We start from the raw sequence: 21433 nt of genomic DNA, 5'->3' as shown, positions 1-21433 counted from the left end.
GGATACTGCAGCCAAAACTGGGACACGGTCGGTGAGCGACAGCCCCATCCTCCTCAGGCCTGCGACACGGCGGCGTCGAGCACCGCCACCAGCGGATCCGGGATCCGGTCCGGCGGCAGGGCCGCCACCACATCGGCCGCGAAATGCGCCTTGCGGCCGCTCGCGGTGCCGGCGAAGCGATGCAACTGCGCCTCGACCGAGCGGACCCGCTGCGCCGGCTGCCCCTGGAAGACCCGGAACAGTGCCAGCTCGCCGCGGGCGGCCAGCGTCTCCAGCACCAGCTCCGGACCGGCCGCGCGGATCACCTCGTCCTCGAGATCGCGTTCGCAGCCGAAGAATCCCGCCCGGGCGATGGCGACCGGATCCGTCTCACCCTCGGCCAGCAGCCCGGCGGCGGCGAGCGCCCCGATCACGTAGCGCAGTTCGGCGGCGTCGTAGAGCCCGCGCACCGGCACCACCGGATCCCGCCGCTCCAGCCAGGAGCGCAGGTTCGTGATCCCTCCGAGCGAGACCACGTCCGCGCGGAGGTCGTCTCCGCGGACGCGCGCGGCGGCAAGGAGAGCGAGTCGATCGCTCTCCCCCTCGACGAGCACGACGGGCAGCACCATCCCCCGACGGTACCGGGCGTCACCGGCTGCGGCGCCACGGATCGCGGATCGCGGTTCGCGCATCGGCGCGCCGCTACCTCTCGTTCACCGGCACGCACGAGACTTCCTGCATGAGCAACGGCGATCATCCCGAACCCCAGGCGACCGCAACGAGCGGCGCCGTCGCAGTGGTGGGCCTGGACCTCCGCGGGGACGAGCCGGCGCCGAAGAAGCAGATCTACTCCTGGGCGCTGTGGGACTGGGCCACGCAGCCGTTCCACTCGGTGATCCTGACCTTCATCTTCACCGCGCTGTACCTGACGACGAACGCCTTCCTGCCGCCCGAGCTCGCGCAGCTCGACAAGACGGATCCGGCCAGGGTGGCCGGGATCGCGGAGCTCACGAGCGGTCTGGGACTGGGCGGCACGATCGCCGGCCTCGCGATCCTGCTGCTCGCGCCCGTGCTCGGGCAGCGCGCCGACGCGGCGGGCCGGCAGAAGCTGTGGCTCGGGATCGGCACCGGCGCCCTGATCCTGTGCATGCTCGGGCTCTGGTTCGTCACGCCGACGCCGTCGCTGTTCTGGTTGGGGGTCACGCTCATCTCCGCCGGCGTCGTGTTCAGCGAGATCGCCTCGGTCAACTCCAACGCGATGCTCATCTCGATCGCGAGCCCGAAGACGGTCGGGCGGATCTCGGGTCTCGGGTGGGGCTTCGGCTACCTGGGCGGCATCGTCGCCCTCGTCCTGGTGATCGTCTTCTACATGTCGGACTGGTTCGGGCTCTCCGAGGACGGCGGGCTGCCGTTCCGCCTCATCGCGGTCGGCTGCGCCGTGTGGGCGATCGCGTTCTCGATCCCGATCTTCCTGAACGTGCCGGAGCCGTCGCTCGGACGGCCGGATCGGAAGGTGGGCTTCTTCGCCTCCTACGTGCTCCTCGTGAAGGACGTGATCGGCCTCTACCGCAACCCGAGCACCCGCACGACGTTCTGGTTCCTCGTCGCGAGCGCGGTCTTCCGCGACGGGCTGAGCGCGGTCTTCACCTTCGGCGCCGTGATCGCGAGCACCGTCTTCGGCTTCGACTTCATCCATCTGGTGATCTTCGGCGTCGCCGCGAACCTCATCGCCGGCGTGTCGACGATCCTCGCCGGCCGCCTGGACGACCGCTGGGGCCCGAAGCGGCTGATCATCATCTCGCTCGCCTGCATGATCGTGTCCGGCATCGCGGTGTTCGCGCTGGTCGACACCGGCCAGGTCGCCTACTGGATCGGCGGTCTGATCCTGTGTGCGTTCGTCGGACCGGCGCAGTCCGCGGGACGATCCTTCCTCGCCAGGGTCACCCCGGCCGGCCGCGAGGGCGAGGTCTTCGGCCTCTACGCCACGACCGGGCGCGCCGCGAGCTGGATCGCCCAGGGCGCCTGGACGGTGCTGATCATCCTGACCGGCAACACCAAGTTCGGCATCCTCGGCATCGTCGCGGTGCTGCTGGCGGGCCTGTTGCTGCTCCTGCCGGTCAAGGAGACGCGGCGGAGCGTGCGGCTCCCGCATTAGATCGGATCCCGGCCAGGCCCCTGGCCCGGGTTCGCCCGGCGGATCCCTACGCGTCGAGCGCGGTCACGTGCCCCGGCACCGCACCGGCCGCGCGCAGCCGGTCGCGCATCGCCCGCGCCGCGAGGGCGTAGGGGCGCTGGTCCTGCAGAAGCAGCGAGCGCGAGTTGGCCTCCTCGTTCAGCGCGACGAGCTCGAACGCCAGCTGCTCGGCATCCGCTCGGGCATCGAGCTCTCCTGTCGCGATCGCGTGCCGCACCTGCGCCTCGACGTAGCCGTACCAGTCCACGAGGGCGGTGTGCACGGCGTCGCGCACCGGACCGGGCTTGGAATCGACGTCGGCCGCCGTCGCCGCGAAGAAGCACCCGCCCGTGAAGACCCGGTCGCGGGAGTAGTCCAGGGCGTTGCGGAGCAGGGCCGACAACCGCCGTACCCCGCGCGGCTCGGTGCGCGCCCGCTCGACGATGAGCGCCGTGAAGATCTCCCGCGCGGCGGCGACCGTCGCGAGCTGCAGCCCCTCCTTGCTCTGGAAGAGCGTCGCGATGCTGCTCTTGCCCCGCCCTGACGCCGTCGCCAGCCGCCCGATCGTGAGGCCGTCCAGGCCGTCCACCGAGGCGATGTCGGTCGCGCTCTCGAGCACGGTGCGCCGCGAGGCGTCGCCGCGCAGGCGACGCCCGTCCGACGCCTGAACCGTTGCGATCCCGGCATCGGCCGCTTCCTGGATGGCAACTTCCGACATGCCCCTAGTGTACGAACGATCGTTCGCTTATTCTACGTATGACCGTTCGTATTCTTTGTCCGAAGGGGAACCCATGCCCGCTTCCGCCCGCCTGATCCTCGGCGGCATCCGCGCCGCCGGAGCCGTGTCGCCGCGCCTCGCCGGCCGCCTCGCGCTTCGACTGTTCTTCACGACGGCGCCGCGCATGGCCGTGCGCGGCGCCGACCTCGCGACGCATCGGGACGCACAGCGGGAGCGGATCCCGATCAGCGGATCCGAGATCGTCGCGTACCGCTGGGGGCGCGGCGAGCGCGCCGTGCTGCTGATGCACGGCTGGCAGGGGCGCGCGTCGCAGTTCGCGCCGCTCGTGCGCGAGCTCGTCGCCGAGGGCTTCCGCGTGGTCGCCTTCGACGCCCCGGCGCACGGAGACTCCCCTGGGCGGAGCACCGATCTCCGCGACTGGGTCACGGCCGCAGCGCGGCTGCAGCGCGGCGACGGCCCGTTCCACGCGATCGTCGGCCACTCCTTCGGCGGGCTGGCCGCACTCACCGCCGCCCGCACGACCGTGCCCTCCTCCCGCGTCGCGGTGATCGCCGGCGCCTCCGCGCCGGCCGCGTTCCTCGCGGAGTTCTCCCGCACCCTGCGCCTCGAGCCCGCGGTGGCCGCCCGCTTCGAGCAGCGGTTCGGGGCGCGCTTCGGCCTCGACCGGGAGGGGATCGCCAACGCCTACGACGCGGTGCGGGACCCGCTGCCCTCCGGCACCGAACTGCTCGTGGTGCACGACCGCACCGACCGCCGCATGCCCGATGCCGACGCTCTGCGCCTGCACACCGCGCACGCCGGCCGCTCTCACCTGCTGCGCACGGTCGGGTTCGGGCACAACCGCGTGCTGCAGGCGGATCCGGTGCTGGACGCGGTCATCGCGTTCACCGGCACGGGGATCGCGGGCCTCGGGACGCGCGGAACCAGCGGGGGCGACACCACGTCCGCCGGAGACGGCGCCGTCGAGACCGGGCCGCGCATCGACGGCCCGCCCGAATCGCAGGTCGTCACCGCACGCTGAGCGGCGGCCGCGTCGGTCAGCGCCAGTTCGCGGCGACCTTGGCCAGCAGGCGCGCGAGCTCGGCCTGCTCCTCCGCCGTCAGCGCCGACATCGCGCCGCGCAGAGCCTCGCGTCGGTCGCCGCGGACGCCGCGTCCCATCCGCCTGCCCTCATCGGTGAGCGCGATCCGCGTGCGGCGGGCATCGTCCGGATCCGCTTCGCGGCTCAGCCAGCCCCGCTCGACGCCCTGCTGCACCAGGCGCGAGGCGCGCGGCTGGTCCACGCCGATCGCCTCGCCCAGCGCGCTGACGCTGAGCGGCCCCGCCGCCAGCGCTTCGAGCATGCGCAGGCGCGCAGGCGCCTCGCCGCGCCCGCCGCCCCAGGGCCCGCCACTCCAGGGTCCAGCGCCTCGTCCGTGCGGATCCGTGTGGGGACCCCCGTGCGCCCCGTGATCACCGTGATCGCCGTGCGGTCCGCCGTGCCCACGGAACCCTTCCCCCCGCCGGGGGTCTCCGTCATGCATCCCGTGGCGGTGCTCGCGGGGCGGGCGCGGCCCCCGTCCGCGCAGCAGACCGAGCGCGGCGACGATCGCGTCGAGCGGATCCGGGTTCTCAGCATTGTGAGGCATGCTCCGATTTTACATGCGACTTGACATGGATCCCAATTACATGTCACACTGCATGTACATGGCAGATGACATGGATCCGGGAGAGCCCGGAGAAGCGGCCGTCACAGCGACGAGCCGCCCCGTCATCGCCCCGATACCTGAAGGACTTCGCATGAACAGCACAGACAACACCCCAGAGAACACGCCTGCCGACCAGAGCCGCCCGTTCGGCTTCTGGATCACCGCCGTCGACCGCCTGCTGGCGGCCGAGTTCGCCACCGCCTTCGAGGACGAGGGGATCACCCGCCGCGACTGGCGGATCCTCAACGCCGTCGACGGCACGGTTCCGCTCGGCTGGGACCTCACCGACGGGAAGGTCCGCCACCTGGCCACCCTCGGCTGGGTCGAGCCCGGCCCGGACGGGTGGGCGCTCACCGCAGACGGCATCGCCGCCAAGGCGCGCCTGACCGCCGCCGTCGAGGAGATCCGCGCGCAGGTCGCCGGTGCCCTCGATCCCGAGGAGTTCGCCACGATGGCGACCGCCCTCGAGAAGCTCGCCCGTGGCCTCGGCTACGAGGAGGGCAAGCGCCTCCCCCGCCGTCAGACCGGCGAGCGCCGAGGTGGCGACGACGACCGTCGCGAGCACGGACACCGCGGCCACGGTCGCCGCGGCCACGGCCGTCACCACGGGGAGTTCCACGACGGAGGCTCCGGCGAGCGCTTCGCGCGCCACGGCGAGCACCCCCGTCATGAGCACGGCTTCCCCGGCGGCTTCGACCGCGACCGCTTCGGCGGGCGTCCCGACGGCGGCCGCGAGTGGCCGCACCGCGAGCACCTCCGTCACGAGCACCTCCGTCACGAGCACCTCCGTCACGAGCACCGCTGCGGCGGGCACGCGGACGGCGAGCGCCTCTCCCGCGAGCACGCGCGCGGCGAGCACCCGTTCCGCGGACGCTCGCACGGTGCGTCCGGTCACTCCCCGGCGCACCTCCACATCCACCTGCACGACGGTCGCCGCCGCAACGGCTGACCTCGCGCACCCGATCCGGCCCCTGCCCGCACTCCGCGGCGGGGGCCGGATCCCTCTGTCAGACTCATCGCCGCCGACGACCCGGTCCTCGCGACGGAATAGAGCACGCGCGCGCAGGGTTTCCCTTTCACATGACCCTTGTCGCTCCCGACCGGATGCCGCCGCTGCACGCCGTGCCGGACACGGCGATGCAGGCCGGCGGCGCGGTCGACGCCCTCCTCGCGACGGTCGACGTTCGACTGCGGCGGCAGGTGCGCATCGCGCCGGATCCCGCCGAGACCATCGCCCTGGACCGCAACGCGCTCTCGGTCGTCTATGTCATCGAAGGCACCGTGCACACCCGCTGCGGCGACAAGCCGATGTCGCTCACACGAGGCGACGCGATGCTGACCCCCGGCCGGGCGCCGATGTCGCTCAAGACGGACCCCGGCACGCGGATCCTGGTGTCCACCCTCATCCTCGCGCCCGCCGCCGCGCATATCGCGGACGCGCTGCCCGACATCGCCCTGGTGCGCGACTTCGCCCACCACGAGCCGGCCGCCGCCGCCCTCGCCGCACAGGTGGGGCTCGACCTCACCGCGCTCCCGGTCGACGCCGCCGCGATCGAGGACGCCAGCCGCGACGGCGACGCCGTGATCTGCCGCATGATGGCGAACACGGTGCTGGCGTCGGTGATCCGAGCCTGGGCCGCGCACGGCTGCGCGCCCGCGGGCTGGCCTGCGCGCACGAGCGATCCGTTCCTGGAGCGCGTGATCGAGGCGATCCATGCGGCACCGGGACGAGACTGGAGCGTCGAGGGCATGGCGAGCGTCGGCGCCATGTCGCGGACGGTGTTCGCGGAGCGGTTCCGCGCCGCGTTCGGCACCTCTCCCGCGAGCTACGTGACCGAGGTGCGAATACGCGCCGCACAGGACCGCCTGGCGCTCGGCTGCCTGGTCAGCGAGATCTCCCGCGACCTCGGCTACAGCTCCGACGAGGGCTTCAGCCGCGCGTTCCGCCGCAGGACCGGACAGACGCCATCCGCCTGGCGCGAGGCCCGCACCGTCTGACGACGCGCCGATCCGGCCGGATCCTCGCCTCAACCGTGAAGGACGATGGCAACTTCTGAGGATGGATCCGCCCGGATCCTCCTGCAGAGTCGCCATCGTCCTTCAGAGTTGCGGGGCCGCCGGTCGGATCGGATGGCCCCGCCGGCCCGATCAGTGATCCGCGCGAGCGCTGATCCTGCTCGAGAAGCCGAACAGCACCGCACCTACGACGAGCACGGCCGCGCCGATCACGTACACCTGAGCGATCCCGATGCCGTCCACCAGCAGGCCCCCGATGCCCGCGGCGGTCATGATCGCGGCCTGGAACCCCATGACCACCAGGCTCCCGCCCGCCTCGAGCCGGTCCGGCATGCGATGCCCGATCCAGGTGTTCACGATCAGCAGCCACGAGGCGAAGAAGAAGCCCCAGACGAACGCGACCACGCCGATCGCCCACAGGGATCCGGTCATCGCGTTCATCAGCAGCACCGTGCCCGCGATCACGAGCGGGGTGATCACAGCGAGCGTGCGATAGCTGCGGTCCACGATCACGCCGATCGCGATGTTCCCGATGAAGCCGCCGATGCCGAACAGCGCGAGCAGCAGGATGATCGTCCCCTCGGTGATCGCGGCGCCGCCCTCGTGGACGCGCTCGAGGGCGACCCGGATGTACGTGTAGGCGAGGAAATGCCCGAGCACGACCAGGACATGGCCCACCACGCCCAGCCCGATGCCGCGACGACGGAACGTCTCGAGCAGGGTGGACAGCCGCGCCGCTCCCTCGGCGGGCACGCTCGGGAGCAGGATCCGCAGCAGGACGGCGAGGACGGCGCTGGCCGCAGCCGCGATCCCGAACACTCCGCGCCAATCGAGAACCTGGCTGAGCAGGACACCCGCCGGCACGCCCGCCACGGTCGCGAGCGACACGCCGGCCGAGTTGAACATCATCGCCCGCCCCAGACGCTCGGGCCCGGCGATCCGTGCCGCGACCGTCACCGACATCGACCAGAATCCGCTCAGGGCTGCGCCCAGCAGCACGCGTGCGACCAGCAGCAGCGGCAGGTTCGGCGCGACCGCGACGATCAGATTCGAAACGGCCGCGCCGATCGCCATCCACACCAGCAGGGAGCGGCGATCCAAGCGCGGCAGCATGAGGCCGATGGTCGGTGCCACGATGAGTCCCGCGAGGGCCGTCACGGTGACCATCTGCCCGGCCTGGCCGGGTGTGACGCCGATCTCCGCCGCGATATCGGTGAGCAGACCGCCGGGGAGGAACTCCGCGGTGACGAGCAGGAACGCGGTCGCCATCATGGCGAGCAGGGCGCCGTAGTTCAGCCGGCGCGGGACGGCGGCGACCGTGGGCACAGGGGCGGTGGTGGTCATGCTTCCAGCCTGGCGCAGGAGAGGGGTCCCCGCCCGACCGTACGTCCGCCCGACCCGACCGATCGTCCGGATCGGTTCCGCGACGCGGCGCTCGCGCGATGATCGCGGGCGCCGTCAGACGAGAGGCAGCACGGCCGGGAGCGCGGCCGCGACCGGGAACTGCCAGGCTCCGTTCGCGACCAGCACGGCGATGAGGACGACGGCGCCGACCAGCAGCACCAGGAGGAGCAGGAACACCAGCCCCACGAGCAGGGGGTAACCGCCCCGCCCGGCCTCCGGGGCGAGCGGTGGCGAGGGCCGTTCCGGCGGGAGCACGGGGAGCGGCGGAGGCCCCGCGACAGGACCCGGGTCCTCCGCGGGGACCGGCGTCCGCGGTCCCTTGGCCTCGGCGACGGCCGGGCTCTCGCGCGCGGGTTCCGTGTCGCCGAACGCAGCAGGGTCGGGCGAAGCGAGGATCTCCGCAAGACCGGGGGTCTCCTCCGCCGGCGCGGCCTCCGCGGGCGGGGCGAGCAGGGCGGCGAGCGCCGCGCTCTCCTCGGCCGGGGGGATCTCGGGATCCGCCAGGATCTCGGCCAGGCCCTCGCTCTCCACGGGGGCAGGGGCGAGCTCGGTGTCGCCGGCGGGCAGCGATGCTGGCGCGGCGGACGGCTGCGGCGCGGACTGCTCGTCCTGGTTCGGATCCGTCTCGTCCGCGGTCATGTCAGCCTCCGGTGGATCCGGCGTCGGTGACGCCGACGTCGGTGCGGTGGAAGTTCTGGAAGGAACGCGAGGCGGTCGGACCGCGCTGCCCCTGGTAGCGGTTGCCGTAGGGACCGGATCCGTACGGGTTCTCCGCCGGAGAGGACAGCTGGAAGAAGCACAGCTGGCCGATCTTCATGCCGGGCCAGAGCTTGATCGGCAGAGTCGCCACGTTCGCGAGCTCGAGCGTGACGTGACCCGTGAAGCCGGGGTCGATGAAGCCCGCGGTGGAGTGCGTGATGAGCCCGAGACGGCCGAGCGAGGACTTGCCTTCGAGGCGCGCGGCGACGTCGTCCGAGAGCGACACCTGCTCGAACGTCGCGCCGAGCGCGAACTCCCCGGGGTGCAGCACGAACGGCTCATCCGGCTCGACCTCGATCAGCCGCGTCAGCTCGGGCTGGTCCTCGCCCGGGTCGATGAAGGGGTACTTGTGGTTGTCGAAGAGGCGAAAATAGCGGTCCAGCCGCACGTCGATGCTCGACGGCTGGATCATCGACGGTTCGGACGGATCCAGTCCGATCCGTCCGGCATCGAGCCCCGCCCTGATATCCCTGTCGCTCAGCAGCACGGTCTCAGCGTAGTCGGTGCCGTCACCGCGGATCGGTCAGGCCGTTGCGGAACGCGAACACCACCGCCAGCACGCGGTCCCGCATGCCCAGCTTCTGCAGCACCCGGCCGACATGGGTCTTGACCGTCGACTCGCTCAGCCAGAGCTTCTCCGCGATCTCGGCGTTGGACAGCCCCTGCACGAGCGCGTCGAAGACCTCGCGCTCCCGGTCGGTGAGCACCTGCAGTCGGGCCGCGGCGGCGCGCCGGTCGTCCTCCCTCGCGCGGCGGGCGGGATCCTCCGCGGCGCGGGTGAGCGCGCCGAAGCGCCGCAGCAGCTCCGAGGTGACCCGTGGGGCGAGCACGGCGTCGCCCGCGGCCACCGCGCGGATCGCCGCGATGATGTCATCGGCGTCCGAGTCCTTGAGCAGGAATCCGCTCGCCCCGGCGTCGATCGCGCCGAACGCGTAGGCGTCCAGGTCGAAGGTCGTGAGAACGAGCACCCTGATGCCGCTGCCGGACGAGACGAGCTCCTTCGTCGCCTCCAGGCCGTCCATGCGGGGCATCTGCACGTCCATCAGCACGACATCGGGCCGGTGCACGTTCGCGAGCGCCACGGCCTCGATGCCGTCCTGCGCCTCGCCGACCACCTCGATGTCCGGCTGCGCGCCCAGCACCATCGCGAGGCCGGCGCGGATCAGGGCCTGGTCGTCGGCGATGAGCACCCGCACCGCCGTCATGACCCGCTCCTCGGAAGCGCGAGACGCACAGCCCAGCCGCGGGCGCCCGCGGGGCCGGCGTCGAGCGTTCCGCCGTAGAGGGCCGCGCGTTCGCGCATCCCGAGCAGCCCGCGCCCGACGCGGGCGGGGGCGGATACGGACGCGGATCCGCTCGTGCGTCCGCGCTCCGGCGGGCCGCCGTGCCCCGGGCGCACGCTCTCCGCCGCGACCGTCGCCGGCGTGCCGTCGTCGCGGACCTCGGCGTGGATCGAGTCCTCGGTCACCCGCACCTCGACCCGCACCTGGGTGGGCGCCTCGGCGTGCCGGAGCGCATTGGTGAGGGACTCCTGCACTACCCGGAAGACCGTCATCTGGAGCCCTGCCGGTATCCCCTGCGCATCGACGGCCGCGGATGCCGGGGGCTCGCGGTGCTCCGACGGCCCCAGGTCGAGGTCCAGCCGCACCGGCAGCCCGATCCCGCGGTAGACCTCGGCGAGGCGCGGCAGATCCTCCAGGCCCGTGCCGCTGCGCGCCGACTCCTGCCCGTTCGGGCGCTCGAGCACCCCGAGCGCCCTCCGCATCTCGTCGAGGGAGGAGCGCGCGACCCCGCCGATCTGGCCCACCGCCTCCCGCGCGCGGTCCGGATCCGCATCGAAGACGGCCCTCGTGCCGTCGGCCAGCCGCACGATCACGCTCAGCGAATGCGACACGATGTCGTGCACGTCGCGGGCGATCCGCGAGCGCTCGGCGAGGGCCGCGAGCTGCGCCTCCTGATCCCGCTCGTGCTCCAGGATCCGCGCCCGCTCGACGAGCGCCGCCACGTAGCGGCGGCGGTTGCCCGCGTTCTGCCCCCACAGCAGCGCGACCAGGAGCAGCAGCAGGTCGAAGGCGGCCCAGGTGAGGGCGGTGTCCAGCCGCGACCCGGAACGGTTCACCGGCGTGAAGCCGAATCCGGTGAGCAGGTGCACGGCGCTCAGCGCCAGGGTCACCGCGTAGGCGATCGCTCCGGCGATCCATGCCCGGGACATACGGTCGTACACGGCGATCGCGAACACCGCATAGGCGACGGCGAAGGCTCCCACGTCGAGGGAGAAGGGCAGCAGCACGAGCGGCAGCGTGACCGCGACGAGGAACAGCAGCACCGGGTTGCGCCGGCGGAACAGCATCATCGTCGTCGCGACGATCGCCACCACGACGAGCCCGAGGCCGAGCCCCCACGGCCCGACGGGTCGCACCGCGATCGCGGATTCCGCCGTGAACATCGGCACAGCCGTCAGCACGACCCAGCTGAGCGTCGTGAGGGCATCCGCCGCGTGCGGATGGCGCTGCCAGCGCGACGCGGCGCGATCCAGGGCGCGCGCGGAGCCGTCGGTCACGTCGCCAGTCTCCCACGGTCCTCCGCGTCGGCGGACGCCGCCGGATCCTGCTCGTTCTCGAACACCTCGACTCCGGCGGTGCGGCCGTGACGACGGGCCTCGCGACGCTCCCGCCGTGCCTGCCGGCGGTCGCCGCGGCGCTCGTACAGCACGACCAGCGCCGGAACCAGCAGCAGCGTCAGCACGGTGGAGGAGACGAGCCCGCCGATCACGACGATCGCCAGCGACTGCGAGATGAACGCTCCGCCGCCGGTGATGCCGAGCGCCATCGGGATGAGCGCGAAGATCGTCGCGCACGCCGTCATGATGATCGGCCGCAGGCGCAGCCGCGCGCCGTGCACCACGGCGTCGTCGAGCCCCGAGCCGTTCCGGCGGTACTCGTTGATGAGGTCGATCAGCACGATCGCGTTCGTGACCACGATCCCGATCAGCATGAGCATGCCGATCAGCGCCGGGATGCCAAGCGGCGTTCCGGTGATCAGCAGGCCCGCGATCGCGCCCGTCGCGGCGAAGGGCACCGAGACCAGCAGCAGCAGTGGCTGCACGAGCGAGCGGAACGTCGCGACCAGCACGATGTAGACCAGGGCGATCGCGGCGAGCATGGCGATGCCGAGCTCGCCGAACGACTGCGCTTGCTCGGCGGCCGCGCCGCCCTCGTCCAGGCTCACGCCGGCGGGCAGGGCGACCCCGTCCACGGCGGTCTGCACGCCGTAGGACGCCGTGGAGAGATCCGCTCCCTCCGCGGGCGTGGCCGAGATCGTGACCGCGCGGGCGCCGTCGATCCGGGTTATCGTGGCGGGCGCCGAGACGACCTCCACCGCGGCGATGTCGCCGACGCGGATCGGCGTCGCCCGCAGGTGCTCGAGGTCGCGCTGCGCCTGGGTGAGCCGGTCGGTCTCGGCCTGCTGCCGCGCCCCGTCGGCGATCGCGGTGCGTGCCCCGGAGATCTGCTCGTCCAGGTTGCTCAGCCCGCTCTCCGCTCCGGCCACGGCCTGGGTGAGCTGCTGGACGAGCTTCTGGTACTCGAGCGCGCTCAGCTGACCCTGCGTCGCGGGGCTCGCGTCGGCGGGCGGCGGCGAGGCCAGCAGCTGCGCGAGCTGCTCGCGCAGCGCGACCAGATCCTGCGCCCCCGAGGAGCGGGCGTCGTACAGCTCGGAGAGCTGCTCATCGGCCTTGTTCTCGGCCTCCGTGCGCGCCTGGGAGGACATCGCCTCCTGCTCGCGCTGCAGCGCATCCGCGGCGTCCTTCTGCGTCTTCTGCGCCTGCAGCGCAGAGATCGGGAGAGTGAGCGCCTTGACCGCTTCGGGATCCGTCGCCGTCGACTGCGCGCGGACCACCAGATCCGTCGCGGTGCCGTCGATGCCGACGGAGCCGAGCCGCTCGCCCTGCACGGCGGCGGAGATCGCCGCGCCCACCTCGGCGGTGGTGAAGCCCTGCGTCGCGGCACGCGCCGGGTCGACCGAGACCTTCAGCACCGGGAGATCCGCGGCGAGATCGCTCTTCACCGTGCCGATGCCGTCGACCTTGCCAAGCGCGGCGGTGAGCTTCTCGGACGCGCTCGCGAGCGCCTTCTCGTCGGGGCTCTTCACGATCACGTCGATCGAGGAGGAGGTGGTCTGCGTCGCCTGCGTCGACACCGTGATGCGGTCGGCGTCCGGGAGCTCCCCCACCGCGGTGCGGATCCGCGGCAGCACGGCCTTCGGATCCGCATCGGCGGCGATCACGATGTCGAGAGTGACCGGAGCCCCCTGCTCACCCGCGGTGGTGCGATACGAGGCCACGCCGTCGAGGTCGCGGACCTTCTTCTCCAGGGCGGTGGCGGCCTTGTCCGAGACCGCGAGCGTCGTGTCCAGCGGCATCGTCTGAGTGACGGTCACCGCGCGATCGTCGGCGAAGCTGCCGAGCATGTCGGTCTTCAGGAACCCGGCGGCCACGATCGTGCCCGCGAACACCACGACCGAGATCAGCACGACGGTGACCGGCCGGCGCAGCGCGAACAGCAGCGAGGGCAGATAGGCGCGCTGCATCCGCGTGACGCGCTCGGCGGGATCCTGCGCCGCCTCCTCCGGGCCCGGGGCCGTCGCTTCTGCCGTGCCGGCCCGATGCGTATCCGCGGCGGCCGCGCCCGACGCGTCCGCGTGCTCCACGAGGGCCGTCGCGCCGTGCTCGGCGTCCGCGGCGGCGGCCTCCGCCGCCGCACCCTTCGCCGGACGGCGCAGGAACCAGTACGCGAGCACGGGCACGATCGTCAGCGACACCAGCAGCGAGGCCAGCAGCGCGATGGTCACCGTCAGCGCGAACGGCCGGAACAGCTCCCCCGCCATGCCGCCGACGAGGGCCACCGGCAGGAACACTGCGACCGTCGTCAGGGTCGACGCCGTCACGGCACCGGCCACCTGGCGCACCGCGGCGAGCACGTCGGCGGGCGTGAGCGGCGCGGATCCGCGTCGTCGCGCGATGTTCTCGATGACCACGATCGAGTCGTCGACCACCCGGCCCACCGCGACCGTCAGCGCGGCGAGCGTGAACACGTTGAAGGAGAAGCCGCCGACGCGCAGCCCGATCACCGCGATCAGCAGCGAGAGCGGGATCGAGACGGCCGTGATCACCGTCGCCCTGGGCGACAACAGGAAGACCAGGATGATGAGCACCGCGAACACCAGGCCCAGGCCGCCCTCGACGGCCAGGTCGTGGGTCGACTTCTCGATCATCGTGGACTGATCGAACAGCACCGAGCTCGCGGCGTTCGCACCGAGAGAGGGCAGCGTCTTCGCGACCGCGGCGGTCACGGCATGCGACACCTGCACGGCGTTCGCCTCGGGCGTCTTGGTGATGGTCAAGCTCAGCGCCGGGCGGCCGTCCGCGCGCGAGATCGAGCTCTGCGGGACGGGGGCGAGCTCCACGGTCGCGACCTCGGCCAGCGGCACGGGCCCCTGCATCGTCGGGATCGGCATCGCGGAGATGCGCTCGATCGACGTGCCCTCCTGACCCACCTCGATCGCCATCGCGCGGGTGCCGTCGCTGCTGGTGCCGGCCGGCACCACGACGCCGGCGGTGCGCAGGATCCCCGACACCGCGGCCGCGTCGACCGATCGCGCCGACAGCTTGGCCGGATCCAGGGTCACCAGCACGCGCTCCGAGACGCGACCAGACACCTGCACGGCGCGCACGCCGGGGACGTGCTCGATCGCCGGGACGAGGGTCTTGTCGACCCGGTCGGCCAGGGCCTCGACATCGCCGTCACCGGTGATCGCGAGGCTCTGCACCGGGATGTCGGCGGAGCTGCCCGCGTACACCTCGGTGTGGATGCCGTCGGCGGCGGATCCGGCGGCGGATGCTGCGGCCTTGAGGTCGGCGAGGATCTTGGCGTCGTCGCGCCCGAACGCCCAGGACACGGTCAGCTGCCCGCTGCCGCTCGAGGTGCTCGTGCGCACCTCGTCCACCCCGGTCACGGAGCCCAGCACGTCGGACAGCGGCTTCACCACGTCGTGGTCGAGGGTCTCGGCCGAGGCGCCGGGCTTGGTGACGAGCACCACTGCCGCGGGCTGCGACATCGACGGCAGCAGCTCCTGCTTCATGCTGCCGGTCGCCCAGAGCCCCGCCCCGACGATGAGGACGGTGAACAGGGCGACGACGGCGCGGTTGGCGAGGCTGAGTCGGGTCAGCAGGGTCACGGATCCTCCAGGGCGATCACGAGCGGGCGCGGAGCGCCCCGACCGCCGCCACCTGCGACGAGCCGTATCTTCAGGAAACCGGGCGCGACCGGGTCGGCACATCCGCTTCGGGGAGGATCCCGCCCGTCCCGGGGTCGTCCTCAAGTACCACATCCGCATGCGGGTGCCCGTGGGAGCGGACGACATCGCCCCCTCCGGCACGGACGGCCGAAGGGGGCGATGGGGCGGGGGAGACGCGCGACGCTCAGGCGTCGCGCGAGCGCAGCACCACCCAGGACCCGAGCAGCCCCGCGGCCACCCACGCGCCGAGCGTGAGGAACGCCACACCCCCGGAGAGCGACGAGGTGTCGCTGGGCAGGATCGCATTCTGCGCGGCCGACAGCGGCAGGTAGTTCGCCGCGTCCAGCACCCACTTCCAGGACTCGCCCGCGAAGGCGAAGAAGTTCGACATGATCGGCAGCACGAACAGCAGCCCGACCGTGGCAGCGATCGCACCGGCGCCGGAGCGCAGCAGGAAGCCGAACGAGACGCCGATCAGCGCGCACACCGCCATCGTCGCGGCGGCGGAGAGCAGCGGCAGGAGCACCTTGTCCGGCGCACCCCACTCGAGCGCCTGACCGTGCCCGCCCAGGATCGCCGACACGATGACGGCGGCGATCACGAACATCGCCAGGGACGCGAGGAACAGGAACAGCGCCAGCACGACGGCCTTCGCCACCAGCACCCGGCCCCGGCGGGGATCCGCGGTGAGCGTGGAGCGGATCATGCCCGTGGAGTACTCTCCGGTGACCGCGATGGCTCCCAGGATGCCGGCCAGCAACGCCGTGAACTGGATCGGCATGACCACGGCCATGATGCCGTTGAGGGCTCCCGCCTGCGGGCCGGCCGACGACGACATGGCGAAGGCGATCAGCACGGCGATGCCGATCGTGAGCGCGGCGGTGATCGCGATCGACCACCAGGTCGAGCGGAGCGTGGTCAGCTTGATCCATTCGCTGCGCAGGCTGCGCGGGAAGCTCAGGCGGAACGGCCCCGAGACGGCGGGGACGGTAGGAGCGACGGCGCTCATGCGACCACCTCCGGAATCGGGGCGCCGGCTTCGGGCACGGCGCGGGTGCGGTATTCGACGGCCTCGCCGGTGAGGGCGAGATAGGCGTCCTCGAGCGAGCCGCTGGTGGGGGTCAGTTCATGCAGCGGGATGCCGCGCTCGGCGGCGAGGTCGCCGATCCACCATGCCTCGGGGCCGGTGACGTCGATCGTGTCGTGGCCGGAGGCGTTGACCAGGGCGCCGGATGCGACGAGCAGGTCGCCCAGCTCGGCGGCGCGAGGGCTCCGGACCCGCACCTGGGCCGTGGTCCACTGCTGCACGAGCTGCGCCAGCGGCGCGTCGGCGAGCACCCGGCCGCGGCCGAGCACGATCACGTGGTCGGCGGTCTGCGACATCTCGCTCATGAGGTGGCTGGAGAGCAGCACCGTGCGCCCCTCGGCCGCGGCGTGCCGCACGAACTCACGCACCCAGCGCACGCCCTCGGGGTCGAGGCCGTTGACCGGTTCGTCGAGGATGAGCGTGTGCGGGTCGCCGAGCAGGGCCGCCGCGATGCCGAGGCGCTGCCCCATGCCGAGGGAGAACCCGCCCGCGCGCTTGCGGGAGACGGATCCGATGCCCGTGATCTCAATCACCTCGTCGACGCGCTTCGACGGGAGTCCGTGCGTCGCGGCGAGCGCGCGCAGGTGGTTGCGGGCGGAGCGGCCCGTGTGCACGGCCTTGGCGTCCAGCAGCACGCCGACCTCGGTGAGGGGCGCGTGCAGGCGGCGGTACTCCTGGCCGTTCACGGTGACGCGGCCGGAGCTCGGCCGGTCCAGGCCCACGATCATGCGCATCGTGGTCGACTTGCCGGCGCCGTTCGGCCCGAGGAAGCCGGTGACCGTACCCGGCTGGACGGTGAACGACACGTTGTCGACCGCGGTCTTGGGTCCGTATCTCTTGCTGAGGCCCTCTGCTGTGATCATGCCTTCGACGCTATGCGGCGACGGGCCCCGGGCGCATCCCTCTGGAGGATGACTCCGGAAACCCCCGAGGATGACTCCGGATACCCCGAACGCTGCACTTCCACGCCCCCTCGCACGGACGCGCGCACGAGGGGGCGTCGATGCCACGAGGGGGCGTCGACGCCCGGGCGCCGGAGTCAGCTCGCGGCGAGGCGCCTCTTCTCGGACGCCACGTCGTAGTCGGCGACCGGCCACTGCGGGTCGATGTCCTCGAGCGCGCCCAGCAGCAGCTCCTGCACCGCGAGGCGGGCGTACCACTTGCGGTTCGCCGGGATCACGTACCAGGGGGCGTCGTCGGTCGAGGTGCGCTCGAAGACGGTGTCGTACGCCGCCATGTAGTCGTCCCAGAGCAGGCGCTCATCGGTGTCGCCCGGATTGAACTTCCAGTGCTTCTCTGGCCGCTCCAACCGCTCCATGAGGCGCTGCTTCTGCTCGTCGCGGGAGATGTGCAGCATCACCTTGATGATGCGGGTCCCGGAATCCGCCACGCGCTTCTCGAAGTCGACGATCGCCCGGTAGCGCCGCTCGATCTCCTCGGCCGGCGCAAGCGCGCGCACCCGCCCGATGAGCACGTCCTCGTAGTGCGAACGGTCGAAGACGCCGATCTTGCCCTCCGCGGGCAGGCGCTTCTCGATGCGCCAGAGGAAGTCGTGCTGCAGTTCCTCGGCGGTCGGCGCCTTGAACGCGGCGAGCTCGATGCCCTGCGGATCCACCCCGCCGACGACGTGCCGGACGATGCCGCCCTTGCCCGCCGAGTCCATCGCCTGCAGCACGAGCAGCACGCTCGCCTGCGCCTCGCCCACCGCCGAGCGCGCGAAGAGCCGCTCCTGCAGGTCGCCGAGCGCAGCGAGCCCGGATGCCAGCGACTCGGCGCCGTCCGTCTTCTTCCCCTGGTATCCGGGCGTCGCTTCGGGATCGACCCCGCTCAGCCCTGCGGAGGTGACGCGGAGGGTGTCCGAAGCGGGGGCTGTCCACCCGGCGGAGTGCTGGCTCATGGCCCTATGATGCCGCATCCGCGCGACCGCAGCGGAGCGGAACGGATCTCGGCGCGCCGAGCCGGTCAGCGCGCCAGCGGCACCTCGATCAGCTGCGGTCCCGCGACCTCTGCGGACAGCGCACGGGCGAGATCGTCGGGGGTCGCCGCCTTCGCAGAGGCCCATCCGTACGCCGCGGCGAGGTGTGCCAGCACGACGGAGTGCGGGGTGTAGAAAGCGCGGTCCAGGTCCTCCGTCGCGGCGGTGCCGGCGACCTCGAGCCCGTCGAAGATCGTCCCACCCCCGTCGTTGCCGACCACGACCTGGATCCGCGGGGCGGGTTCGTCACCAGGCAGCAGGAGGGATCCGACGTCGTGCAGGAGCGACAGGTCGCCGAGGAGCACCCGGGTGACCCCGACCCCACCGGCGCCCTCGTCCGCAGGCCCCGCCGACCCGGCCACCGCGGCGAGGGCGATGCCGACGCCCGTCGCGATCGTGCCGTCGATCCCGGCGAGCCCGCGGTTCGCGTGCACGCGCACGTCCTTGCCCGCGAGCACCTGGTCCGCCACCCGGACGATCCGGGAGGATCCGAACAGCAGACGATCCTCGGATCCGGTCGCCGCCCACACCGCCCGCACGAGCGCGGCGCGGTCCACCGTCCGGTCGGCGTCGACATCCACGCGCGCACCAGCGCCCGGGCCGTCCGCGGACGGCGCCTCGGGCCGGGTCCACGCGGCCAGCCATGCCTCCGCATCCGCGCCGGAGCCCGCACCCGGCCCCGCGTCGATCTCGATCGCGCGGGCGTCGGTCGCAGCACCGGAGAGGTCCAGCCGTTCCCCGCCTCGGCGCACGGCGATCACCTCGAGGTCGGTGCGGCGCAGCAGGGCCGCGACCTCGCGGCTGAGCGTCGGATGCCCGAAGACGATCACGCGCTCGATCCTGTCTGCCAGGGCGGGGTCGCGCAGTCGCTCGCGGTAGGCGGGGACGAGATGCGTGCCGAAGCGGGATCCGCTCACGACCTCAGCGATGAGCGGCCAGCCGCCGGCTCGGGCGATCCGTTCGGCATCCGGACCGGCGTCCGCACCGGCGACGACGAGCGTGCGCGGGCCCCGGCGCACCCGCAGCGGCTCCGCGGGTGCGAGGTGCGGAGCGGATCCGAAAACGGCGCGGAGCGGATCCGGCATCGGTCCGGACAGCGGCTCGCGCGTGGGCAGGTTCAGGTGCACGGGTCCGGCGACGCCGTCGAGCCCTTCAGCCGGCGCGCCGAGGGCGACGGCCACGGCCTCGGCGGCGAGCGCTTCGAAGAGCGCCGGCTCCACATCCCCCGGCACGGGGGCGTCGACGCTCGATCGCGCCCAGGGGCGGTACATGCCGGGCTGGATCGTGGCCTGGTTCGCCCCGACGCCGCGCAGCTCGGGAGGACGGTCGGCGGTCAGCAGGATCAGCGGCACCCCGGCGTGGAACGCCTCCATCGCCGCGGGCAGGTATCCGGCGGCGGCGGTGCCCGAGGTGCAGACGACGACCGCGGGGACGCCCGATCCGCGCCCGAGGCCCAGGGCGGTGAACCCGGCGACCCGCTCGTCGATCCGCACGTGCACGCGCACGGATCCGGATCGGGCGAGCGCGACCGCGGCGAGCGCGAGCGCCTGGGAGCGCGAACCGGGAGACAGCACGATGTCGCGGACGCCGTGCGCGATGAGGCCGGTCAGCAGGCGCACGGCAGCCTCGGTCGCGGGAGAGGGGGAAGGAGACGAGGACGCCTCACGCCCTGTGGTCCCCGCCGCAGCCGGAGCGGGATCCGCGGAGGGCGGCGGCGTCACGGGCGCGGGCCGGGGGTGTCGGTGTCACCGCGGTCGTCGAAACGGGACAGCTCCTCCTGGAGCTCCCGGATCAGCCGCTCCTGCTCGGCAGCGCTGATCCGGTCGGCCGGCCGCGCGGCGGGATCGACGTCGTCGAGCGGCAGGTAGCGCTCCTGATCCGCGGTGCGTCCGCGCCGGGTGCGCCCGATCGTGAACCACAGCAGGCCGCCGATCACGGGGAAGACGGCGACGATCGCGATCCACACGCCCTTGGGCACGCCGCGGTGCCGGCTCGCCGGCTGCACGATGCAGTCGACGATGCTGAACACCCAGAAGACCGCGGCCAGGAAACCGCCGATCACAAGGAAACGTGCCACCCTTCCAGTGTAGGCATGCCCGCGCCTCGCGGATCCGTCCCGCTGCCGCAGGGCGGAGCCCCGGGATCGAGCATCGGCATAGCGGCCTCACAGCGCGTGCCGAACGCGCCCTCCTAGACTGGAGCCGTGAAACTTCCTCCCCTGCTCGTGTACTCGGTGCTGCGCCTGCTGGCGTTCCTCGTGCCGCTGGGGATCCTGTGGTTCTTCTTCCCCATCTTCCGGGAGTTCTGGTGGCTGGCGGCGCTGTTCGCCGCGCTCATCGGCATCAGCATCTCGCTGCTGTTCCTGCGCAACCCGCTCTCCGACGCCTCGCGCGCGATCTACGCCAAGCGCGCGTCGAAGGTCGACTCCGCCCCCTCCGACGAGGACATCGAAGACATCGAGGACACCGAGCCCTCCGGCGCCGAGGGGTCGGACCCGAACAGCCCCGACACGAACGGCTCCGGCGACGCCGGCTCCCGCCACGCGGCCTGATCCGAGGCCCGGGCTCCGCTCAGGACCGCACGGCCGCGAGAAACCAGATCCAGCGCGAGACACGCCTGCTGTCGTGGTGTCTCACGCGGAAAGTGGTTTCTCGCGCGCAGCGTCAGTCGCGTGCGAACGTCACGTGCACGACACCGCTCTCGGCGACCTCGCTCGTGACCGTGTAGTCGCTCTCGAGCCCGCGCAGGTCCGCCCATAGGTTCTTGCCGCGTCCCAGCAGGATCGGCGTGATGCCGACGTGCAGGCGGTCCACGAGCCCCGCGGCCAGGAACGAGCGGACCGTGTCGACGCCGCCGCCGATGCGCACGTCGGCGCCGGCCGCCGCCGCGGTGGCGAGCGCGAGCGCCTCCTCCGGAGCGGCATCGAGGAAGCGGAACTCCGTGCCGTTGGCGAACGGGATCGGCGCGCGGCCCGCGCTGCGCGTCAGCACGAACACCGGGCAGCGGAACGGCGGCTCCTCGCCCCACCAGCCCCGCCAGTCCGCGTCGTCGGGGAAGTTGTGCAGCCCGAACATGCCGGCGCCCATGATCTCCGCGCCGATGTTCTCGAAGTATGCCCTGCCGTAGCGGTCATCGACGCCGGTCGTGCCGCCGGACGGATCTCCCAGGACGCGCTCTCGGAAGATGCGCGTGGCCGTGTACGCGGCGACGAGTCGGCCCCAGTCCTCGCCGAACGGATTCTCCGGGGTCTGGTCGGTCGTCGTGGCGTATCCGTCGAGGGAGATGTTGAGGTCGGCGCGAACGGCCATGTGCGGTGTCC

General features: G+C 72.5%; 20 protein-coding genes. 5 read left to right on the top strand and 15 right to left on the bottom strand.

Going from position 1 to position 21433, the window contains the following annotated elements:
* Window positions 1-53 precede the first annotated feature (53 nt).
* Complete coding sequence (locus ACFC1J_RS04250; RefSeq protein WP_375902811.1) at window positions 54-608, bottom strand: hypothetical protein; 555 nt, start codon at window positions 606-608, stop codon at window positions 54-56.
* A 110-nt stretch (window positions 609-718) separates the two neighbouring features.
* On the opposite strand from ACFC1J_RS04250, the gene ACFC1J_RS04245 reads away from it, so the two are divergent.
* Window positions 719-2134 (top strand): MFS transporter, encoded by a 1416-nt coding sequence (locus ACFC1J_RS04245; protein WP_375902809.1) that lies wholly within the window; start codon window positions 719-721, stop codon window positions 2132-2134.
* 46 nt (window positions 2135-2180) lie between these two features.
* Here ACFC1J_RS04245 and ACFC1J_RS04240 read toward each other — a convergent pair whose 3' ends face one another.
* Entirely contained in the window at window positions 2181-2870 is a 690-nt protein-coding gene (locus ACFC1J_RS04240; RefSeq protein WP_375902807.1) for a TetR/AcrR family transcriptional regulator, read from the bottom strand.
* Window positions 2871-2943: 73 nt separating this feature from the next.
* Between ACFC1J_RS04240 and ACFC1J_RS04235 the strand changes: the two genes are divergently transcribed.
* Complete coding sequence (locus ACFC1J_RS04235; protein ID WP_375902805.1) at window positions 2944-3912, top strand: alpha/beta fold hydrolase; 969 nt, start codon at window positions 2944-2946, stop codon at window positions 3910-3912.
* A gap of 16 nt (window positions 3913-3928) precedes the next feature.
* Here ACFC1J_RS04235 and ACFC1J_RS04230 read toward each other — a convergent pair whose 3' ends face one another.
* Window positions 3929-4519, bottom strand: a complete 591-nt coding sequence (locus ACFC1J_RS04230) for a MarR family winged helix-turn-helix transcriptional regulator (protein WP_375902804.1) — start codon at window positions 4517-4519, stop codon at window positions 3929-3931.
* 151 nt (window positions 4520-4670) lie between these two features.
* Between ACFC1J_RS04230 and ACFC1J_RS04225 the strand changes: the two genes are divergently transcribed.
* The gene (locus ACFC1J_RS04225; protein WP_375902802.1) at window positions 4671-5528 is read left to right on the top strand and encodes a MarR family winged helix-turn-helix transcriptional regulator; all 858 of its coding nucleotides are present in this window, start codon (window positions 4671-4673) and stop codon (window positions 5526-5528) included.
* Window positions 5529-5659: 131 nt separating this feature from the next.
* A complete protein-coding gene (locus ACFC1J_RS04220) occupies window positions 5660-6577 on the top strand; it encodes a helix-turn-helix transcriptional regulator (RefSeq protein WP_375902800.1) in 918 nt (305 codons plus the stop codon).
* Window positions 6578-6727: 150 nt separating this feature from the next.
* On the opposite strand, the gene ACFC1J_RS04215 is transcribed toward ACFC1J_RS04220, so the two are convergent.
* The 11 genes from ACFC1J_RS04215 to ACFC1J_RS04165 form a co-directional block, all read right to left on the bottom strand.
* Window positions 6728-7939, bottom strand: coding sequence for an MFS transporter (locus tag ACFC1J_RS04215; RefSeq protein WP_375902798.1), 1212 nt, complete (start codon window positions 7937-7939; stop codon window positions 6728-6730).
* A 114-nt stretch (window positions 7940-8053) separates the two neighbouring features.
* Entirely contained in the window at window positions 8054-8638 is a 585-nt protein-coding gene (locus tag ACFC1J_RS04210) for a hypothetical protein (RefSeq protein WP_375902796.1), read from the bottom strand.
* A gap of 1 nt (window position 8639) precedes the next feature.
* The gene (gene dcd, locus ACFC1J_RS04205; RefSeq protein ID WP_375902794.1) at window positions 8640-9245 is read right to left on the bottom strand and encodes a dCTP deaminase; all 606 of its coding nucleotides are present in this window, start codon (window positions 9243-9245) and stop codon (window positions 8640-8642) included.
* 22 nt (window positions 9246-9267) lie between these two features.
* On the bottom strand, window positions 9268-9963 hold the full coding sequence (locus tag ACFC1J_RS04200; RefSeq protein WP_375902792.1) for a response regulator: 696 nt from the start codon (window positions 9961-9963) through the stop codon (window positions 9268-9270).
* Window positions 9960-11318, bottom strand: coding sequence for a sensor histidine kinase (locus ACFC1J_RS04195; RefSeq protein ID WP_375902790.1), 1359 nt, complete (start codon window positions 11316-11318; stop codon window positions 9960-9962). Before ACFC1J_RS04195 ends, ACFC1J_RS04200 begins: the two co-directional genes overlap by 4 nt.
* Entirely contained in the window at window positions 11315-14992 is a 3678-nt protein-coding gene (locus ACFC1J_RS04190) for an efflux RND transporter permease subunit (RefSeq protein ID WP_375902788.1), read from the bottom strand. Before ACFC1J_RS04190 ends, ACFC1J_RS04195 begins: the two co-directional genes overlap by 4 nt.
* 244 nt (window positions 14993-15236) lie before the next feature.
* Window positions 15237-16061, bottom strand: coding sequence for an ABC transporter permease subunit (locus ACFC1J_RS04185; RefSeq protein WP_375902786.1), 825 nt, complete (start codon window positions 16059-16061; stop codon window positions 15237-15239).
* Complete coding sequence (locus ACFC1J_RS04180; protein ID WP_375902784.1) at window positions 16058-17002, bottom strand: ABC transporter ATP-binding protein; 945 nt, start codon at window positions 17000-17002, stop codon at window positions 16058-16060. Before ACFC1J_RS04180 ends, ACFC1J_RS04185 begins: the two co-directional genes overlap by 4 nt.
* Before the next feature lie 176 nt (window positions 17003-17178).
* Entirely contained in the window at window positions 17179-18036 is an 858-nt protein-coding gene (locus ACFC1J_RS04175) for a polyphosphate kinase 2 family protein (RefSeq protein WP_375902781.1), read from the bottom strand.
* A 65-nt stretch (window positions 18037-18101) separates the two neighbouring features.
* The gene (gene menD, locus ACFC1J_RS04170) at window positions 18102-19733 is read right to left on the bottom strand and encodes a 2-succinyl-5-enolpyruvyl-6-hydroxy-3-cyclohexene-1-carboxylic-acid synthase (protein WP_375902780.1); all 1632 of its coding nucleotides are present in this window, start codon (window positions 19731-19733) and stop codon (window positions 18102-18104) included.
* Between the two features lie 98 nt (window positions 19734-19831).
* Window positions 19832-20191: a PLD nuclease N-terminal domain-containing protein gene (locus ACFC1J_RS04165; protein ID WP_375902778.1), complete on the bottom strand. Its 360-nt coding sequence runs from the start codon at window positions 20189-20191 to the stop codon at window positions 19832-19834.
* 126 nt (window positions 20192-20317) lie between these two features.
* On the opposite strand from ACFC1J_RS04165, the gene ACFC1J_RS04160 reads away from it, so the two are divergent.
* Complete coding sequence (locus tag ACFC1J_RS04160; RefSeq protein WP_375902776.1) at window positions 20318-20665, top strand: DUF4229 domain-containing protein; 348 nt, start codon at window positions 20318-20320, stop codon at window positions 20663-20665.
* A 112-nt stretch (window positions 20666-20777) separates the two neighbouring features.
* Here ACFC1J_RS04160 and ACFC1J_RS04155 read toward each other — a convergent pair whose 3' ends face one another.
* Window positions 20778-21422 (bottom strand): dihydrofolate reductase family protein, encoded by a 645-nt coding sequence (locus ACFC1J_RS04155; protein ID WP_375902775.1) that lies wholly within the window; start codon window positions 21420-21422, stop codon window positions 20778-20780.
* Between the last annotated feature and the right edge of the window lie 11 nt (window positions 21423-21433).

The organism is Microbacterium sp. NPDC056052 (assembly GCF_042266785.1).
GTDB lineage: Bacteria > Actinomycetota > Actinomycetes > Actinomycetales > Microbacteriaceae > Microbacterium.
Note: the sequence above shows the minus strand (reverse complement) of the source record. Positions and strands in the feature narration are given on the sequence as shown.

What these genes read in the sequence shown, in the direction of transcription:
- ACFC1J_RS04250 (WP_375902811.1), bottom strand. Translation starts at nt 608, where the DNA reads ATGGTGCTGCCCGTCGTGCTCGTCGAGGGGGAGAGCGATCGACTCGCT.
- ACFC1J_RS04245 (WP_375902809.1), top strand. Translation starts at nt 719, where the DNA reads ATGAGCAACGGCGATCATCCCGAACCCCAGGCGACCGCAACGAGCGGC.
- ACFC1J_RS04240 (WP_375902807.1), bottom strand. Translation starts at nt 2,870, where the DNA reads ATGTCGGAAGTTGCCATCCAGGAAGCGGCCGATGCCGGGATCGCAACG.
- ACFC1J_RS04235 (WP_375902805.1), top strand. Translation starts at nt 2,944, where the DNA reads ATGCCCGCTTCCGCCCGCCTGATCCTCGGCGGCATCCGCGCCGCCGGA.
- ACFC1J_RS04230 (WP_375902804.1), bottom strand. Translation starts at nt 4,519, where the DNA reads ATGCCTCACAATGCTGAGAACCCGGATCCGCTCGACGCGATCGTCGCC.
- ACFC1J_RS04225 (WP_375902802.1), top strand. Translation starts at nt 4,671, where the DNA reads ATGAACAGCACAGACAACACCCCAGAGAACACGCCTGCCGACCAGAGC.
- ACFC1J_RS04220 (WP_375902800.1), top strand. Translation starts at nt 5,660, where the DNA reads ATGACCCTTGTCGCTCCCGACCGGATGCCGCCGCTGCACGCCGTGCCG.
- ACFC1J_RS04215 (WP_375902798.1), bottom strand. Translation starts at nt 7,939, where the DNA reads ATGACCACCACCGCCCCTGTGCCCACGGTCGCCGCCGTCCCGCGCCGG.
- ACFC1J_RS04210 (WP_375902796.1), bottom strand. Translation starts at nt 8,638, where the DNA reads ATGACCGCGGACGAGACGGATCCGAACCAGGACGAGCAGTCCGCGCCG.
- ACFC1J_RS04200 (WP_375902792.1), bottom strand. Translation starts at nt 9,963, where the DNA reads ATGACGGCGGTGCGGGTGCTCATCGCCGACGACCAGGCCCTGATCCGC.
- ACFC1J_RS04185 (WP_375902786.1), bottom strand. Translation starts at nt 16,061, where the DNA reads ATGAGCGCCGTCGCTCCTACCGTCCCCGCCGTCTCGGGGCCGTTCCGC.
- ACFC1J_RS04180 (WP_375902784.1), bottom strand. Translation starts at nt 17,002, where the DNA reads ATGATCACAGCAGAGGGCCTCAGCAAGAGATACGGACCCAAGACCGCG.
- ACFC1J_RS04175 (WP_375902781.1), bottom strand. Translation starts at nt 18,036, where the DNA reads ATGAGCCAGCACTCCGCCGGGTGGACAGCCCCCGCTTCGGACACCCTC.
- ACFC1J_RS04155 (WP_375902775.1), bottom strand. Translation starts at nt 21,422, where the DNA reads ATGGCCGTTCGCGCCGACCTCAACATCTCCCTCGACGGATACGCCACG.